Origin of the sequence: Methylobacter sp. S3L5C (assembly GCF_022788635.1) — a bacterium.
Classification (GTDB): Bacteria; Pseudomonadota; Gammaproteobacteria; order Methylococcales; family Methylomonadaceae; genus Methylobacter_C.
Map to the genome: position 1 here is coordinate 159439 of NZ_CP076024.1, position 18010 is coordinate 177448.

Below are 18010 nucleotides of genomic sequence, written 5' to 3' on the forward strand. Positions count from 1 at the left end.
TTGATTTTACTCCGATGCCGGTCGGGGTTTGCAACCCCGACCGAAACGTTTGAAAACTTCAATAGCTTTCAAAACGTGAGTATCTGTGTCGGGTTACGGCTGGCGCCTAATCCGACCTACAAAGATTATTAGCATCAATAAGTATTGAAGCAGGTGATATCGTAACCCGGCCTTATTGATTGATTTGTTGAGCTTCGCTATCACTTGGCAATAGCGCAACCCAATCAGGTAATAATTGCTCTTTATATAGTATAGCTATTAATCTTTAACAGGTGGTGGTGCCAGTACAACTCTTGAGCCATTAGATTCTGCGGAACTGACAATCCCTGCCGCTTCCATGTCTTCTATCATGGTGGCGGCACGATTATAACCTACCTTAAAACGGCGCTGGACACTGGATATTGATGCCTTGCGGGATTCAGTAACAAACATGACCGCTTCATCGTATAAAGCATCAGACTCTGAATTATTACCGCTGTCACCGTTCATACTATAACCCTCACTGGAATCTGAGGATTCGCGGGTTATATCTTCCAAATAATCAGGTGGCGCGGTTTGTTTTAAAAATTCAACAACTCGATGTACTTCATGATCATCGACAAATGCCCCATGAGCACGGATAGGAATACTGGTGCCTGATGGCAAAAATAACATATCACCATTACCTAACAACGTTTCAGCGCCGCCTTGATCAAGAATAGTTCGTGAGTCAATACGCGATGAAACCTGAAAAGATATACGCGTGGGTACGTTGGCTTTAATCAGTCCGGTTAACACATCAACCGATGGACGCTGCGTTGCCAAAATTAAATGAATACCGGCAGCTCTGGCTTTTTGCGCCAAACGGGCAATTAACTCTTCAACTTTTTTACCGACAATCATCATCATATCGGCTAATTCGTCAATAACGATGACGATACTGGGTAATTTGTTTAAGACCGGAAAATATTCACCGTCTTCCAGCGGGTTTAACAGTTGAAACATGGGGTCTCTAATGCTCTCCCCTCTTGCATCTGCCTCATCAATCAAATGATTAAATCCCGCCAGATTTCTAACGCCCATTTTGGACATTAATTTATAACGTCTTTCCATTTCAGCAACCGCCCAACGCAAGGCGTTACTGGCTTCCTTCATATCAGTTACTACTGGCGTCAATAAATGCGGTATACCTTCATAAACAGATAACTCCAGCATTTTAGGATCGATCATAATCAATCGTACTTCTTCAGGCGTCGCTTTATAAAGCAAGCTAAGAATCATGGTATTGATGGCAACCGATTTTCCTGATCCGGTAGTACCGGCAACCAGTGCATGAGGCATTTTACCCAAATCGGCTACCAAAGGTGCACCGGCAATATCCTTACCCATTGCCAAGGTCAACATGGATTTAGCCTTTTCAAAAACAGGCGCTGCCAACAATTCGCGCAGTGTGACCATTTCCCGTTCCCTGTTAGGGATTTCGAGGCCGACCACTGATTTACCCGGAATAATTTCAACAATACGTACGCTGGTAACCGACAAAGCCCTGGCCAGGTCTTTGGATAAACTACTAATACGACTAACTTTTACACCGGCGGCAGGCTGCAACTCAAAACGGGTAATAACAGGACCAGGATGAAAACCCACAACTGCCACGGCAACATTAAAATCGGCAAGAATATCTTCTACCAATCGAGACATTTCTTCCAAATCTGCTTGCGAATAACCGACAACCCGGGTGTCTCTTTCATCCAGCAAATCTAAAGAAGGTAATACATCTTCCCCGGCATTATATTTGGGGGCAGTTTTTTGTTGTGGTTGTGTTTGTAGTTGACTGCTGTTTTTTTCAAACTGCACTACCTTTTTTTCGATAACAGGGGCTAAAACTTTAGGAATGGATATGGCTTTAACAATCGCTGTTCTTAATGTCTCCGGCTTTACAGGATCATTATCAAACGACTCAACAGAGTGTTCAGTGGGTGCCCGCCATAAATTAGTTACGGTGCAGCCAACAGCACCGCATAAAGATACCGTATATTTACCGATAAGATCAATAAAGGCCAGCCAGGATAACTCGGTAGTCAGGGTAATTCCGGACAATAGTAAAACAATTAAAAATAAGGTGGCTCCTGAATTGCCAAATAAGATCAATACCGCATCGCCAATTTCCTGACCTACAATACCGCCGGTACTACCTGGCAGCTGGACACCCACTCTTAATACATATAAATATAATAATGCCGCACCAGAAACAATGATCGCTATAGACCCTAACCACTGCAAGGCTATCGTCATTTTTTGCTGTCCTTGTCTGGCCTGACCATATAACATATAGCCATGCCAAGAGAGGATAACCGGAAACAAATACGCAATCAAACCAAAAAAGCTGAGTGTAAAATCAGCGACCCATGCACCAAAAACACCACAGGCGTTAGTGACTGTCTGCACAGAACCACTATGGGTCCAGCCAGCATCCTCTTTACTAAAAGTAATCAAGGAAATTAAAAAAAACAAAGCAATCCCAAAAAAACCCAGGACTGCAATTTCGCGTAAACCTCGAAATGTTTTTTCTTCCATTACCGCAGACATAAATTATAGCTCAACATAGATTTATACAAATAAAACAGGATTATAGATCAATGATTAAACATTCTACATTAATATTGATCACAAAAAAAACCCACTTGTTTTTAGTTCTAAAAAAGTTGATTTATACACACAATAATATTTACGAAACCTTGTTTCACCGGCATACTTTTTTACATTTAACCCAACATAGCTCCCGTAGAGATTTTTTATGAATAATCCCAAACACTGTCGTCTTTTAATTCTTGGCTCCGGTCCTGCAGGTTACACCGCTGCTATTTATGCCGCACGTGCCAACCTAAAACCTGTAATCATCACCGGCATGCAACAAGGTGGGCAATTAACCACCACCACAGAAGTTGATAACTGGCCAGGTGACGTTGAAGGCTTGCAAGGCCCTGATCTCATGGAAAGAATGCGTCTGCATGCAGAACGCTTCGAAACAGAGATTATTTTTGATCATATCCATACTGCTGATTTATCAGCGAGACCCTTTACATTAACAGGTGATTCAGGCACTTATACTTGTGATGCACTCATTATTGCGACCGGTGCTTCAGCTCGCTATTTGGGTCTGGAGTCTGAAGAAGCATTTAAAGGCCGGGGCGTTTCTGCTTGTGCAACCTGTGACGGATTTTTCTACCGCAATAAACCGGTAGCCGTTATCGGTGGCGGCAATACAGCCGTTGAAGAGGCACTTTATTTGGCCAATATTGCTTCAACAGTCACTGTTGTTCATCGCCGCGACAAATTTCGTTCTGAAAAAATTCTGTCTGATAAATTGATTGAAAAATCAAAAAACGGCAATGTCGTTATTGAATGGAATTCCTCTCTGGATGAAGTACTTGGCGATGACATGGGCGTTACCGGTATCAGAATTAAAAATACGCTTGATAACTCAACCAAAGATCTGGATGTACATGGTGTTTTTATTGCCATTGGACACACCCCTAATACCGGAATTTTTGAAGGCCAACTGGACATGGATCACGGCTATATTAAAGTAAAAAGCGGTATTACCGGAAATGCTACGGCAACCAGCGTGGAAGGGGTTTTTGCTGCGGGTGATGTGATGGACTCTGTTTATAAACAAGCAATTACTTCAGCTGGCGCAGGGTGTATGGCAGCTCTGGATGCAGAAAAATTTCTTGATGAATTAGTTTAGGCAGGTTCAAGGTAAAAGAGGAAAGGCGAAAAACGAAAGTTTTTACGCTTCGAACCTTGTACCTTGTACTTTCTTACTTTAACCTTCTAAAAATATGCAACTAACTGTTCTTGACCCTGATAACCCGGAGCAGGATTTTCCTGCCTTAAATAAAGCTCTGCGCGAACCGGACGGGTTACTTGCGATTGGCGGTTGCTTGTCAGAAAAACGTTTGTTAAATGCTTATCGGCATGGAATTTTCCCTTGGTATAATCCGGACGAGCCCATTCTGTGGTGGTCACCCGATCCCAGATTGGTTTTATTCCCGGATAAATTAATTGTTTCTCGGAGCCTCCGAAAAACGCTACGCAAAAATGTCTTTACAGTGACCTTTGACCAGGCTTTTAACAAAGTTATTGCTGCCTGTGCAGAACCTCGGCAGGAAAGTGCAGGCACCTGGATAACAGAGGATATAGAGCAAGCTTATAACATACTCCATCAACAGGGTTTTGCCCATTCTGCAGAAGCCTGGCTGGACGGTGAATTAGTTGGTGGTTTATACGGTGTTGCTATAGGACGGGTTTTTTTTGGCGAATCCATGTTTCATACCAAAACAGATGCCTCAAAAGTTGTTTTTGCCAGCCTGGTTGAGCAGCTTAAAATCTGGGATTATCAATTAATTGATTGCCAGGTACACACAACACATTTAGCAAGCTTTGGTGCGGTAAACTGCGATCGTAATAATTTTATAAAGTTACTCAATAAATATTGTGATAATCCTGCCGACTCATCAGCCTGGCACTTAAAATGACATCCATTCCGTTATTTCTTAGTCAGAAACATCCTTGTAGCTATCTTGATGGCGAGCAGGCTCAATCAGTGTTTGTTCATCCTTCCTACCCGATAACGCCATCAATTTATGCTCAACTAATAGCACGAGGTTTTCGTCGCAGTGGCGATGAAGTTTATGCACCGCATTGTTCTCATTGCTCTGCCTGCATTCCGGTAAGACTGCCGGTCAAAAAATTTAAACCCAGCAGAAGTCAGAAACGCTGCCTGCACAAGAATATTGATACACAAGTCACCGTCAAGCCCGCTATTTTTGAGCAAGCACATTATGACATGTACTTGCGCTATCAAAATGTCAGGCACAGCGAGGGATCGATGGCTGATGCCAGCCCTGATGATTACCTTGATTTTCTTGGGAGTTCGTGGTGTGACACCCGGTTCATCGAGTTTTCCATCGATAATGAACTGGCAGGCATTGCTGTTATTGATCAGTTTGACCAGGCATGGTCAGCGGTTTATACCTTTTTTGAGCCCAAATTTTCTGACTACAGTCTCGGTGTTTTTGCCGTTTTATGGCAAATTGAACAAGTACTCCTGCAACAAAAAGAATTCTTATATCTGGGATTTTGGATAAAAGCCTGTAAAAAAATGGCTTATAAAAGTGATTATCAACCGATAGAGCTCTTAATTGACAATCAATGGCTTGAAATGACTGTTTAAAAAAAACAAATATCCACACTCTTATGTTGTTAGAAATCAGCTTATGTTATAATGCGTTATTTTAATTGCGGGGACTAAATACAAATGGCTAAAGAAGATCAAATTGAAATGGAAGGCAAGGTAATCGATACCCTTCCTAATACCATGTTTCGCGTCGAACTGGAAAACGGTCACGTTGTGACTGCCCATATTTCCGGAAAAATGCGCAAACATTATATTCGCATTCTCACCGGCGATAGCGTCAAAGTTGAAATGACACCTTACGATTTAAGTAAAGGTCGCATCACTTTCCGTATGCGCTAACCCCATTAATACCATGGGGCAACGCCTAAGATTTCTTATTTCACTGGACCGCTCTATTAAAAATCAGTTTCAGAAACAACCAATTCATTGCTTTCTATAGCAAAAGCCATTTCATCATTTTCCACATAAATTCTGACATGACCACCGTGCGCAAGCTTGCCAAACAGCAAGTCATTAGCTAGAGGTTTCTTGATTTTCTCCTGAATTAATCGCGCCATTGGTCTTGCCCCCATCTTTGGATCACAGCCATGCTCGGCCAACCACAAACGGGCCTCAGCATCTAACGTAATCGTTACATGCTTATCGGCAAGTAAGCCCTCTAATTCAAAGATAAACTTATCAACCACATGCCCGACAATTGAAATATCCAACGGTTTAAATTGGATAATGGCATCAAGGCGATTTCGAAATTCAGGCGAAAAGCCTTTTTCTATCACTTTCAAACTGTCGGTTGCATGATCCTGCTGAGTAAAACCTATCGAAGCACGACTACCCTCCTCCGCACCAGCATTTGTGGTCATTACCAAAATAATGTTACGAAAATCAACTTTACGCCCGTTATTGTCGGTCAATGAGCCATGATCCATAACCTGCAATAACAGGTTAAAAACATCAGGATGCGCTTTTTCCAATTCATCAAGCAACAACACGGCATGAGGGTGCTTGGCAACCTGCTCGGTTAGCAGTCCGCCTTGATCAAACCCCACATAACCTGGGGGCGCTCCTATCAGCCTGGAAACAGTATGACGCTCCATATATTCAGACATGTCAAAACGAATCAGCTCAACGCCTAGTACTTTAGCAAGCTGACGAGTCACCTCTGTTTTACCAACTCCGGTAGGCCCTGCAAATATAAACGAACCAATGGTTTTTTGAGCATCCCGAAGACCTGCACGCGATAATTTTATCGCCGAAGCTAACGCCGAAATTGCTTCATCTTGACCAAAAACCAGCATTTTCAGATTTTTTTCCAAATTGGCCAACTTGTCTATGTCATTGGAAGACACTGATCGCGCAGGTATTCTGGCAATTTTCGAGACAATGTCTTCTATTTCGGCAACACCAATTTCCTGCTTACGACTAGCTTCCTCTGTCATCCGCTGTTTTGCACCCGCCTCATCAATAACATCGATGGCTTTATCCGGTAAATGTCTATCGGTAATATAGCGATCCGATAATTCTGCCGCTACACGCAAAGCCTCAGCCGTATATTTAACGTTATGATGCTCTTCAAAGCGTGACTTAAGACCTTTTAATATCAGAATAGTATCTTCAACTGAAGGCTCCAGCACATCGACTTTCTGGAATCGGCGAGCCAAAGCATGATCTTTCTCAAAAACCCCGCGATATTCCTGATAAGTCGTAGAGCCAATACAGCGCAATTGACCGGAAGCAAGCACAGGCTTAATCAAATTGGAAGCATCCATAACCCCACCGGAAGCAGAACCTGCACCTATAATGGTATGAATTTCATCAATAAACAAAATTGAATCCGGTTCTTTTTTGAGCTGATTCATCAACGACTTAAGGCGCTTCTCAAAATCACCGCGATATTTTGTACCAGCAACCAGAGCCCCCAAATCCAGCGAATAGATCACGCTATCTTTCAAAATTTCAGGTACGTTTTCTTCAACTATTCTTTTTGCCAAGCCTTCAGCAATCGCTGTTTTACCAACACCCGCCTCGCCAACCAATAAAGGATTGTTTTTACGTCTTCGGCAAAGCGTCTGAATCGTTCTTTCAATCTCAAGCTCCCTGCCAATTAAGGGATCAATACGACCCTGCCGGGCCTCTTCATTAAGATTGGTGGTATATTTATCTAAAGGACTGCCTGCTTCAGCATCAACCGCTTCCGATGCTGATTCACTTGGGGACTCGTTGTCTTGATCGGTTTTTGAAATACCGTGCGCCAAATAATTAACGACATCCAGTCGTGAAATATCTTGTTTGTTCAATAAATAGACCGCATGAGAATCTTGCTCGCTAAATAAAGCGACAAATAAATTCCCTCCGGTCACTTCCTTTTTATCAGAAGCCTGAACATGGAAAACAGCCCGCTGCAATACCCGTTGAAATCCCAAAGTAGGCTGAGTCTCTCGCTGAACTCCCAAAGGAATCAATGACATGGTCTCATCAATAAATTGGGCCAATTGCACGCGTAGCGTGTTAATATCACATCCGCAAGCCTTCATTATGGCTTCTGCAGAACTGTTATCGAGCAATGCCAGTAATAAATGCTCAACCGTGATAAATTCGTGACGTTTATCATGCGCGTTTTTAAAGGCGGTATTTAACGTAACTTCAAGTTCTTTGCTTAACATAAACGCTCCAAATTTACACTTCTTCCATCGAACACATCAACGGATGCTGATGTTCCCGTGAATAATCGTTGACTATATATACTTTAGTTTCAGCAACATCTTTAGAATAAGTTCCACAGACACCTACCCCTTGAGTATGTATTTGCAGCATGACCTGTGTTGCCTTTTGTTCGGTCATGGCAAAAAACCCCATCAAAACATCAATGACAAAATCCATGGGCGTAAAATCATCATTTAACAAAATAACTTTATATAGCGGCGGTCTTTTTAACTTAGGCTTGGCTTCTTGAACAACCAAGTCTTCATCATTATATTTTAACGGATCAAAATCGGGCATAATAACCAAATCATCAAATAATATATTACTTTAAGTGTCCAATATGGTGCCAATACTAATATATTTCAAGCTTTTGCACATAACAAATTAAATCATACAAATTATAAAACACCAGACCCATGCTTATATCCACGCTTTAACTTTACCCTGTAAAACCTTTTTTACCAACATAAGTTCTTAATATCTAGTAACATGTTAATTTTTATTAAAACCGGAAATTATCAATGGTTTGGAAACCACGCGTTACCGTTGCAGCCGTTATCGAACGAGATAATCGATTTTTACTCGTTGAAGAAGAGACGCCTCGCGGACTACAGTTTAATCAACCTGCCGGACATTTTGAAAAAAACGAGGATCTGATTGCCGCTGTCAAGCGCGAAGTGAATGAAGAAACAGCCTGGCATTTCGAGCCCGAACATCTTATTTCCGTCCAACTTTGGCGTAAAAACCCTGAGTTACCCACCTTTATCAGGGTTTGTTTTTCCGGTCACTGCCATAGCCATAATCCCGATCAACAACTGGATGAAGGCATAGTCGCAACACACTGGCTAACACGTGACGAAATTGCCGCACAGCAGCATCGGCTACGTAGTCCTTTAGTTCTTATTAGTGTAGACGAATACCTGAATGGACACCTTTATCCTTTATCACTAATACAATCATTTCTCGATCTTGATCATGATCATGAGTAAAAATATAATCGTTGGTATGTCTGGCGGTGTTGACTCTTCGGTAACTGCCTTGCTATTACAAGAACAAGGGCATCAAGTCACCGGTTTATTCATGAAAAACTGGGAAGAAGATGACGGCACAGAATATTGTACTGCCATGGAAGACCTTGCCGATGCGCAACAAGTCTGCGATAAACTGGGTATAGAACTTAAAACCGTCAATTTTGCCACCGAATACTGGGATGAAGTCTTTGAAGTTTTCTTGTCTGAATTTAAAGCCGGACGGACACCAAATCCCGATATTTTGTGTAATAAGCATGTAAAATTTAAAGCCTTTCTAAATTATGCCATTGAAGACCTGGGTGCAGAATACATCGCTACTGGTCATTATGCCCGTGTTGCAAACTCACCAAACCGGAGTGATAAAAACAAGGATGAGTTTTTCTTGTTAAAAGGACTCGATCCTAATAAAGAGCAAAGCTATTTTCTTTATACGCTGGGACAAAAAGCCTTGTCAAAAACCCTGTTTCCCATCGGTCACCTGCACAAGCCCGAAATCCGGCTATTGGCAGACAAGGCGGGGTTTGCCAATAGTCGTAAAAAAGACAGTACCGGTATCTGTTTTATCGGCGAGCGTAAATTTACCGAGTTTCTTCAGCGTTATCTCCCTACCCAGCCAGGTGAAATGCGCACGCCCGAAGGTCAGTACATTGGCAAACATTCCGGCTTAATGTATTACACCTTTGGTCAACGCCAAGGAATGGGCATAGGCGGCGTTAAAAATACCCCTGATGAACCGTGGTATGTACTCGACAAAGATCTGGAAAATAATATATTAATCGTGGGCCAGGGCCACGATCATCCACTCATGTTGCATAACACGCTGGAAGCCGGCCAACTGGATTGGTGCAGCAATGAATCCTTAACAGAACCGCTACGCTGTACCGCCAAAACCCGCTACCGACAGGCAGATCAGGATTGCCACGTCGAACCACTAACAAACGATCGCATCAAAGTCAGTTTTGATCAACCGCAAAGAGCCATTACACCCGGACAATCCGTGGTTTTTTATGACGGTGAAATATGCTTGGGCGGCGGAATTATTGAATCCAAATACAATACAAATTAAGGCGATATAGCTAGACCCGAATTACGCAGAATATCGCCTAAAACACCTCATAACAGCACCAGGATAATTAACCATGACTAACTTTGCCTTAACCGCAATATCTCCAATCGACGGTCGCTATGCCGACAAAGTTGAAAAACTGCGCCCCGTATTTAGCGAATACGGCCTGATTCGTTTTCGGGTATTAGTCGAAGTGCGCTGGCTGCAAGCCTTGGCAAAACATCCGCTGATTACTGAAGTCAGTCCGTTCAGCGATTCTGCAACAGAACTGTTAAACAGTATCGTTAGTGATTTTTCTCAAATTGATGCGCAGCGCGTTAAAGACATAGAAAAAACCACCAATCACGATGTTAAAGCCGTTGAATATTTGTTAAAAGAAAAAATTACCGGCTGCGCTGAACTGGAACAGGTTAGTGAATTTATTCATTTTGCCTGCACATCAGAAGACATCAACAATCTGTCTTACGCATTAATGCTGAAAGAAGGTCGTGAAATAATCATGGCACAAATCAGTGACTGTATAGAGGCTTTAAAAAAACTGGCCTTGGAAACTGCAGATCAGCCCATGCTGTCACGTACCCACGGGCAATCTGCAACGCCGACTACCGTCGGCAAAGAATTTGCCAACGTTGCCGCCCGTATGTCGCGCCAAAAAGATCAACTGGGCGCAGTTGCCTTGTTAGGCAAAATAAATGGCGCAGTGGGCAATTATAATGCGCATTGCATCGCTTATCCTGATGTTGACTGGGCTGAATTTGCCAAGCAGTTTGTCGAATCCTTGGGATTGCAATTAAATCCGTATACCATCCAGATTGAACCGCATGATTATATTGCCGAATTTTTCCATGCCCTGTCACGTTTTAATACCATTCTGCTGGATTTTGACCGGGACATCTGGGGTTATATTTCCTTGGGCTATTTCAAGCAAAATACCATTGCCGGTGAAGTTGGCTCTTCCACCATGCCACATAAAGTCAACCCGATTGATTTTGAAAATTCAGAAGGTAACTTAGGTATTGCCAATGCCTTGTTTGCTTTTTTGGCAGAAAAATTACCGGTATCAAGGTGGCAACGTGATTTAACTGATTCTACCGTACTGAGAAATATCGGTGTCGGCATCGCTCACACCAGTATCGCCATACAAGCCAGTTTAAAGGGTATTTCCAAATTACAGATTAATGCAGATGCGATTGAAGCAGATCTAAATGCTAACTGGGAAGTGCTGGCAGAACCCATACAAACGGTAATGCGTCGTTATGGTATCGAAAAACCCTACGAGAAACTCAAAGAGCTAACCCGTGGCCAGCGCATTACACCGGAACAACTACAGGCATTTATTGAAACACTGGAAATTCCGGCTGACGCCAAAGCTGATTTGCTGAAATTAACACCGCGTAATTACACGGGTTATGCTGAAAAACTGGCTAAGGATATTTAAGGTCATATTGAATAAATAGGTAGAGACGCGAGCATCGCGTCTCTACCGTATTATTAATTAAACGACTTACCTGGTGTAGGTGGCAAAACGGGCATTGTTTGCTTGGGAAACTCACCTGTCAAACCATTAAGAAAGGCGACAATGTCGGCAATCTCTTCTTTGGACAAATCTTTATCCAACTGCGTTTTTCCCATGACCGTTACTGCTTCATCAAGAGTTTTTGCCGCCCCATTATGAAAATAAGGTGCCGTCAAAGCGATATTGCGCAAGGTAGGCACCTTCCACAAATGTTCATCGTCTGCTTTTTTGGTCACTTCGGCTAAACCTTTATCATCTTTGAAATGGTACTTGGCAGCATAAAAGCTATTGCTATGTACAGGAAATTTCTGGAACATCCCAGGACCATTGAATGCCGGGCCACTATGACAACTGGTACAACCTAGTTCAGCAACCTTGTTCATACCGCGCACTTGTTGCTCGGTTAACGCTGATTTATCACCGGAAACGTATTTATCATAAGGGCTATTGGGCGTAATCAAGGTTCTTTCATAAGCGGCAATGGCTTTGGTTGCATTGTCTTGAGAAATGGCGTCTTTACCAAAAGCCTGTTCAAAGGCGACCTGATAACCTTCAATAGATTTTAAGCGGACAACGACATCATCCCAGTTTTTCATGCCCATTTCAATAGGATTGGTCACCGGACCTGCGGCTTGCGCTTCAAGAGTCGCCGCTCGTCCATCCCAAAACTGTACGGCATTAAACGCAGAGTTCCATACCGTTGGTGAACTACGACCACCAGTCTGACCATTAACCCCCATAGAGTTAGGTCTGTTATCCTCACCACCCAACATTGTGTTATGGCAAGAAGCACAAGAAACCGTGCCGGTAGAAGACAAGCGAGGGTCATGGTATAACATTTTTCCCAGCTCAACCTTTTCTTCAGTAGTCGGGTTATCAGACGGTGCCGGTGCTACTGTAGGCAATGCTTCCCAAGCCGAAGCCACCGAAATGGAACCTGTTAACGCCAGTGCAATTACCAGCGAACGAATTTTAAACATACTATCCTCCAAATATTATTATAGTTATCATAAATTGCGACAAATCTAGCACTCCACAGCTTATAAGTCGACTAATTACCGTTATATCTTTTTTGAATTGTAAAATAGAACGCCAGCAAGATACAATTAAATCCTGATAGAAACACCCATCACGTTGTTATTAAGTCTTATGTAAAGAGCCACTCTACAAAGATGTTTTACTCAAGCAACTCCCAATAACAGTTAAAGCCACCCTGGTAACCAAATGGATGCATCTTTTAATAGATGCCAGTCCAGTTCAATTTCACGATGATTAATAACAGCTTCCAGCACACAAGCAACAACTATTTCCTGCTCATCTCTAACAAGCCGTGTTACTAAAAAATGCTTCTCTTTATTGGCAGGTTGCACGGCAGTCCACTTGCTTAACAGCAGTTTTTCGGGATTTATTTGCCGGCTTTTCATTTTATTCATGACTGAGTACTTCGGTTAAGGCACTGGAAAGATCGTTGTATTGAAACTTGAAGCCTTCAGCTAACAAGCGCTCTGGCAATACTCGCTGACTGCCTAAAACCAATGCTGACATCTCACCCAACAAAAGCTTTAACAAACACGCCGGAACAGGAAGTAATGCAGGGCGCTTTAAGCCGTCCGCCAAAGCTTTAGTAAATTCACTATTAGTCACCGGATTAGGCGCTGTTGCGTTATACGCACCCTGCATGGATGCATTCGTTATCATTTTATTGGCAATAGCGATCCAGTCCTCCCGATGAATCCAGGACATCCACTGCTGTCCATTGCCTAAGCGCCCACCCAAACCCAGACGAAAAGGCAATAACATGCGTTGCAGTAAACCGCCGCTATCACCAAGTACCAAGCCGGTTCTAATGATGCATACTCTGACACCTAATAGTTCGGCTTTTTTTGCTTCAGCTTCCCAATCCGCACACAGTTGCCCGGAAAAATCGGTATAAGTTGCCGATTGCTCGGTTAATACAGTATCGCCATGCTCACCATAATAACCGATAGCAGAACCACTGATTAATAGTACTGGCTTAACTATCATGGCAGCCATACACGCAACCAGTTGGTTAGTCAGATTGATTCGACTATCACGAATAACCTTTTTGCGAGCATCACTCCAGCGAACATCAAAAATAGGCGCTCCGGCAAGATTGATAATAACCGGATAAGTATCTTCAGGCTTAAGCTTATCGAGACTATCCAGCGCCTTAATGCCGTGGCCACAGATTTTTTCTACTGTGTCAGGGTTACGGCTTAAAACGGTAACCTCATAACCTTGCTTGGCCAGATTTTGCGCCAATGCACGACCAATAAAACCGGTACCGCCGGTAATCAATATATTCATCATACTGTCCTTATAAACATTAAACACACAACAATAGGGGAAACCTTAAAAATTTTTTAATACTGACACTAAAGTCACCAATAAACCAGTGAATAATTTCTGACAATCAACAGGCTGATTGCATAAAAACCAACCAACTTTGCGCAATATTAGCACTGTACATGTATTGTACAACTATAGTTTGACAAAGTAGCTTTTGGCAGGTAAGTTAAGCATCAGGTTTTTTGCTCTTTTAACAAAAATAGAAACTTGGCAAGATACCCCTAAATTTGTATACGGAACAGCTACAAACAACTTGAATAGCACTCCCCCGGTATTCTCCGGGCAGGAAAAGAGATAAAACATTCATGTTTTTTTGATGCACATCCCTAAGCTGTTTAATCCGCTTAATCGATTAAACAACGTACTCACTGTCCTCCTCTATAACCCTCTCGCTCTGTCTAAGAGAGGGTCTTTTTTTGTGTATAATCATCGGTAAAGCATATGAATGATATGACATATAAAGGCATACAAGGCATTAAATTTCTCATCGAAATTAATTTCTATATTTCAGTTATCTTGTTGGTAGCGGCTGGTGTTTTTTCACTACCGGGAAGTAACTCTATTTTTGAATTTAATGAGGACCTTTATGGCGCACTTGATAACAATTTGCGCATGGTGATGATCTATTTGGCAATGACTGAAATGGTCATTTTAATGTATTGTTTTTATAGAAAAAATTTTCAGGTAATGATTCTTGTAGGTTTTTTCCTGATTTTAATGATTGGATCCATGGAGTTTTATGCTGAAATCAATTCGATAGAAATTGATGAAAATTTTCCTATGTTTTTTCTTTACACCGGACTATCGCATATATTTTTCGGCGTAATGGTCAGTATAAAAAAAGACAGTATCAAGAAAACCTCTGATAAATCATCATAACAATGCCCCATACCAGCCAGCAAAATTTTAACCAGGCCTAAGCAAGAAGCCGGATTAAAAGGTTAAGTTTATTCCCCATTCCGGCATTATAATTTCCTCTTTATCATTAATTTCCGATCGACTCTAACATTATGAAAAAACTGTTTTTTTTGCTTACCTTAATAAGTGCTTTACTATCTGGCTGTACCGGAATTCCGGAAGGCATAACTGTGGTAGATGGCTTTGAAGTTAACCGTTATATGGGCCACTGGTACGAGATAGCCCGACTGGATCACCGTTTTGAAAGAGGCTTGAACAACATTTCGGCGACTTACTCACCAAGGGCAGATGGTGGTGTTAAAGTGATTAACAAAGGCTGGAATGAAGCGGATGGTAAATGGGAGCAGGTCGAAGGCAAAGCCTATTTTGTCGAACAAGCTGACAAAGGCCACCTAAAAGTCTCTTTCTTCGGTCCATTTTATGGTGGCTATAATATTATTGATCTGGATAAAAAAGACTATGCCTATTCGATGATTACCGGCCCTGACAGATCCTATTTTTGGATATTATCACGCACCAAGCACTTGCCCAAAGCGACCTTGGACAGATTGATCGAAAAAGCCAAAAGCTTGGGTTTTGCCACTGACCAACTGATCTTTACCAATCAGGATGAGCCCGTACACCAGACTAAATAACCTTTTTTGATAATTTTTCCGGAGCGCACATTAAAAGGTGCGCTACCCGGGAAAGACAATGTCAAACCGCTCCATTAATCCGTTAATATCCTTTCTATACAACGACTGAACAGGCAAACATAAATCACTACACGTTAAACCACGTTCCTCTAAAGATTCGACTTCAGTGTAAATATCGTTAACATCATAAATTTCCAGTGCGTTAAAAATGGCGGAAGTATCTTTCATGCCGATCTTTTCAGGATACTGGCCTTTTTTTAACTGAAACACGCCATCATCCAGCAATAAAATACTGACCTTTTGATCAAAAGCCGCAGTGATCAAAATAATATCCAGCATTTCTTGAACATAAGCGCCACTATGTGCCGGTTTGCGTAAAACAAATAAATAGCTTTTCATCAATACTTACCCAAAAACAATAAATCGATCAGCTTCAAGCGTCGCTTCAACCAACTGTCCCAAACCGGAAATCCGAAAACCATCGGCTAAATCATTGTCCTGCTTGCCCTGTCGCTTGGCTTCATCGATCCCCAATAAGCCGCGCCTTTGAGCCGCCGAAATACAAACGACTAAGTCAATCGGATAGCGCCGCGTCAACTCACTCCATTGCGCAGTAAATTGAAGCTCATCATCAGGCGGCGTTGTATGTTTAAAAGCCTGATAAACTCCGTCATGATAAAAAAACACCCTGAACACTTCATGACCCTGCAACAAAGCAGCTTCAATGAACTGATAGGCACAATGCCCGCTATTTGATTGATACGGACTGGTATTAATTTGAATGGCAAATTTCATTTTAAAGCGCTATTTTCTTGGGTTGTATTTATTTGAGATGTTTTATAATGAATAGCTGATATTCTATTGCAGGTAACTAATCCCATGCTGATTTAGTGACTCTATTATCGTAACCCTGAGCCCCCATGTTTAAACCTTCTGCTATCACCTTGGCATTAAGCCTTACCCTCTTCCCTACGCCACAGCAGGCTGTTGAGCGACAGATCATCGTAACTCCCAATGGCTTCCCCGCACCAAGGCAAAATACCGGGCAACCTATCATCATGAACCCCGGTAACTTTATTGTGCCACAACAAGCTGTTGAGACTGATAAAATCGACTTGCCGGATATGGGCGATTCCTCCGGGACTCTGATTTCACCTGCCGAAGAAAAAGAATTTGGCGAAGCATTTTTCAGAAGCTTGCACTCGCAGATAACAATCAATCAGGATGCAGAGATTCAGGAATATATTCAGTCAATTGGTCAAAAACTGGTTGCCAACAGCGATGCACCAGGTCATCCGTTCCACTTTTTTGTTGTTATGGAAAATGACATCAACGCTTTTGCGGGCCCTGGCGGCTATATTGGCGTTAATTCAGGACTGATTCTAATGACCGAATCAGAAGGTGAATTAGCCTCGGTAATGGCACACGAAATTTCTCACGTAACCCAACGACATTTATTCCGTGCAGCAGAAGCGGTAGGTCGTTTATCTATTCCTAGTGCCGCAGCAACTTTGGCGGCTATTCTATTGGGGACACAATCACCGGCCATGGGACAAGCAGCTATCATGGCCATTATGGCGGGTAACGTACAGTTTCAAATTAATTTCACCCGTGAAAATGAAGCAGAAGCCGACCGTGTCGGGATGCAAACCCTTGTAGGCTCGCGATTCGATCCTCGTAGTATGCCAATATTTTTTGAACGCTTACAACAAGCAACCCGTTATTACGGACAGGCAACTCCGGAATTTTTACGGACTCATCCCGTGACTGCCTCGCGTATTTCCGACACTCGTGGGCGCGCCGAAAATTATCCTTACAAACAATATCCCGATTCTCTGGGCTATCAATTAACCAAAGCAAAAATTCGGGTTTTAACAACGACTGATACCGCTGCCGTAAAAAAATATTTTCAATCAAAATTACTGCAAGGAACAACAGAACAGCAAATTGTTACGCAATATGGCATGGGCTTAGTCGCACTAAAAGAGGAAAAATATAAAGAAGCTGAAAATATTTTCCAAGCATTAACCAAGCAATATCCGGAGCAACCTCAATATCCTACCGCTCTTGCACGCAGTGCCCTGGATGCTCACAATTACACAACTGCCGCTAATCGTTATCAAAAGCTGTCTGAACAATTTCCCAATAATACAGCCATTAAACTCGAATACATCAATGCTTTATTAAAAACTGACAAAACAGAACTGGCTCGAAAAAATTTATTATCATTAAGTCCTGTAATGCAAAAAACCCCCGTTTATTGGGAATTATTAGCACAAGTCTATAGTAACTTGAACCAACCGGCTGAATCTCATCGTTATCTTGCAGAATACTACTATGCAATGGGGGGAACCCAAGATGCGATTCTGCAAATAAGACTGGCTCAAGAATCAAAAGGACTCAATTTTCAGCTATCTTCAATACTGAGTGAACGCCTCCACTTTTTCTTAAGACAAGAACAAGAATCAAGGCTTAACCGGTAAGTAAATATATGTAGCGCCTGAAAAGAGCACTCGCTGCCTGCGATTTCACTTATTAGGAATCACTAAAATACTATAACAGACTGTATTTGTTAACCATTTTAAAAATTAC

18 protein-coding genes are annotated in these 18010 nt (G+C 42.2%); 10 read left to right on the forward strand and 8 right to left on the reverse strand.

Going from position 1 to position 18010, the window contains the following annotated elements:
• Positions 1 to 258: 258 nt before the first annotated feature.
• A complete protein-coding gene (locus KKZ03_RS00680; protein ID WP_243219297.1) occupies positions 259 to 2568 on the reverse strand; it encodes a DNA translocase FtsK in 2310 nt (769 codons plus the stop codon).
• Positions 2569 to 2776: 208 nt separating this feature from the next.
• Between KKZ03_RS00680 and trxB the strand changes: the two genes are divergently transcribed.
• The 4 genes from trxB to infA all read left to right on the forward strand — a co-directional run bounded on the left by trxB (position 2777) and on the right by infA (position 5521).
• The gene (trxB, locus tag KKZ03_RS00685; RefSeq protein WP_243219298.1) at positions 2777 to 3730 is read left to right on the forward strand and encodes a thioredoxin-disulfide reductase; all 954 of its coding nucleotides are present in this window, start codon (positions 2777 to 2779) and stop codon (positions 3728 to 3730) included.
• 94 nt (positions 3731 to 3824) lie between these two features.
• Positions 3825 to 4520, forward strand: coding sequence for a leucyl/phenylalanyl-tRNA--protein transferase (aat, locus tag KKZ03_RS00690; protein WP_243219300.1), 696 nt, complete (start codon positions 3825 to 3827; stop codon positions 4518 to 4520).
• Positions 4517 to 5218 carry an arginyltransferase gene (locus KKZ03_RS00695; protein ID WP_243219302.1) on the forward strand — a complete coding sequence of 234 codons (702 nt, stop codon included), beginning with the start codon at positions 4517 to 4519 and terminating at the stop codon, positions 5216 to 5218. Before aat ends, KKZ03_RS00695 begins: the two co-directional genes overlap by 4 nt.
• An 84-nt stretch (positions 5219 to 5302) precedes the next feature.
• On the forward strand, positions 5303 to 5521 hold the full coding sequence (gene infA / locus KKZ03_RS00700) for a translation initiation factor IF-1 (RefSeq protein ID WP_243219304.1): 219 nt from the start codon (positions 5303 to 5305) through the stop codon (positions 5519 to 5521).
• Positions 5522 to 5577: 56 nt separating this feature from the next.
• Here infA and clpA read toward each other — a convergent pair whose 3' ends face one another.
• Positions 5578 to 7842, reverse strand: a complete 2265-nt coding sequence (clpA, locus tag KKZ03_RS00705; protein WP_243219306.1) for an ATP-dependent Clp protease ATP-binding subunit ClpA — start codon at positions 7840 to 7842, stop codon at positions 5578 to 5580.
• Between the two features lie 13 nt (positions 7843 to 7855).
• On the reverse strand, positions 7856 to 8179 hold the full coding sequence (gene clpS, locus KKZ03_RS00710) for an ATP-dependent Clp protease adapter ClpS (protein ID WP_243219312.1): 324 nt from the start codon (positions 8177 to 8179) through the stop codon (positions 7856 to 7858).
• A gap of 224 nt (positions 8180 to 8403) precedes the next feature.
• On the opposite strand from clpS, the gene KKZ03_RS00715 reads away from it, so the two are divergent.
• From KKZ03_RS00715 to purB, 3 genes are all read left to right on the forward strand, one after another.
• Positions 8404 to 8871 carry an NUDIX hydrolase gene (locus KKZ03_RS00715; RefSeq protein ID WP_243219314.1) on the forward strand — a complete coding sequence of 156 codons (468 nt, stop codon included), beginning with the start codon at positions 8404 to 8406 and terminating at the stop codon, positions 8869 to 8871.
• Positions 8864 to 9979 carry a tRNA 2-thiouridine(34) synthase MnmA gene (gene mnmA / locus KKZ03_RS00720; protein ID WP_243219317.1) on the forward strand — a complete coding sequence of 372 codons (1116 nt, stop codon included), beginning with the start codon at positions 8864 to 8866 and terminating at the stop codon, positions 9977 to 9979. The genes KKZ03_RS00715 and mnmA overlap by 8 nt, the downstream gene beginning before the upstream one ends.
• A 73-nt stretch (positions 9980 to 10052) precedes the next feature.
• Entirely contained in the window at positions 10053 to 11417 is a 1365-nt protein-coding gene (purB, locus tag KKZ03_RS00725; RefSeq protein WP_243219320.1) for an adenylosuccinate lyase, read from the forward strand.
• A gap of 53 nt (positions 11418 to 11470) precedes the next feature.
• Here purB and KKZ03_RS00730 read toward each other — a convergent pair whose 3' ends face one another.
• The 3 genes from KKZ03_RS00730 to KKZ03_RS00740 all read right to left on the reverse strand — a co-directional run bounded on the left by KKZ03_RS00730 (position 11471) and on the right by KKZ03_RS00740 (position 13823).
• Positions 11471 to 12475 carry a cytochrome-c peroxidase gene (locus KKZ03_RS00730; protein ID WP_243219322.1) on the reverse strand — a complete coding sequence of 335 codons (1005 nt, stop codon included), beginning with the start codon at positions 12473 to 12475 and terminating at the stop codon, positions 11471 to 11473.
• A gap of 222 nt (positions 12476 to 12697) precedes the next feature.
• Positions 12698 to 12928, reverse strand: a complete 231-nt coding sequence (locus tag KKZ03_RS00735; RefSeq protein WP_243219324.1) for a TIGR02450 family Trp-rich protein — start codon at positions 12926 to 12928, stop codon at positions 12698 to 12700.
• A complete protein-coding gene (locus KKZ03_RS00740) occupies positions 12921 to 13823 on the reverse strand; it encodes a TIGR01777 family oxidoreductase (RefSeq protein WP_243221715.1) in 903 nt (300 codons plus the stop codon). The genes KKZ03_RS00735 and KKZ03_RS00740 overlap by 8 nt, the downstream gene beginning before the upstream one ends.
• A gap of 483 nt (positions 13824 to 14306) precedes the next feature.
• Here KKZ03_RS00740 and KKZ03_RS00745 point away from each other — a divergent pair, with 483 nt between their 5' ends.
• A complete protein-coding gene (locus tag KKZ03_RS00745) occupies positions 14307 to 14744 on the forward strand; it encodes a hypothetical protein (RefSeq protein ID WP_243219326.1) in 438 nt (145 codons plus the stop codon).
• A 131-nt stretch (positions 14745 to 14875) separates the two neighbouring features.
• Complete coding sequence (locus KKZ03_RS00750) at positions 14876 to 15418, forward strand: lipocalin family protein (protein WP_243219328.1); 543 nt, start codon at positions 14876 to 14878, stop codon at positions 15416 to 15418.
• A gap of 42 nt (positions 15419 to 15460) precedes the next feature.
• Here KKZ03_RS00750 and tusC read toward each other — a convergent pair whose 3' ends face one another.
• Positions 15461 to 15817, reverse strand: coding sequence for a sulfurtransferase complex subunit TusC (gene tusC, locus KKZ03_RS00755; RefSeq protein ID WP_243219333.1), 357 nt, complete (start codon positions 15815 to 15817; stop codon positions 15461 to 15463).
• A 6-nt stretch (positions 15818 to 15823) separates the two neighbouring features.
• On the reverse strand, positions 15824 to 16213 hold the full coding sequence (gene tusD / locus KKZ03_RS00760) for a sulfurtransferase complex subunit TusD (protein WP_243219338.1): 390 nt from the start codon (positions 16211 to 16213) through the stop codon (positions 15824 to 15826).
• A gap of 263 nt (positions 16214 to 16476) precedes the next feature.
• Here tusD and KKZ03_RS00765 point away from each other — a divergent pair, with 263 nt between their 5' ends.
• The gene (locus KKZ03_RS00765) at positions 16477 to 17901 is read left to right on the forward strand and encodes a M48 family metalloprotease (protein WP_243221717.1); all 1425 of its coding nucleotides are present in this window, start codon (positions 16477 to 16479) and stop codon (positions 17899 to 17901) included.
• Positions 17902 to 18010 lie beyond the last annotated feature (109 nt).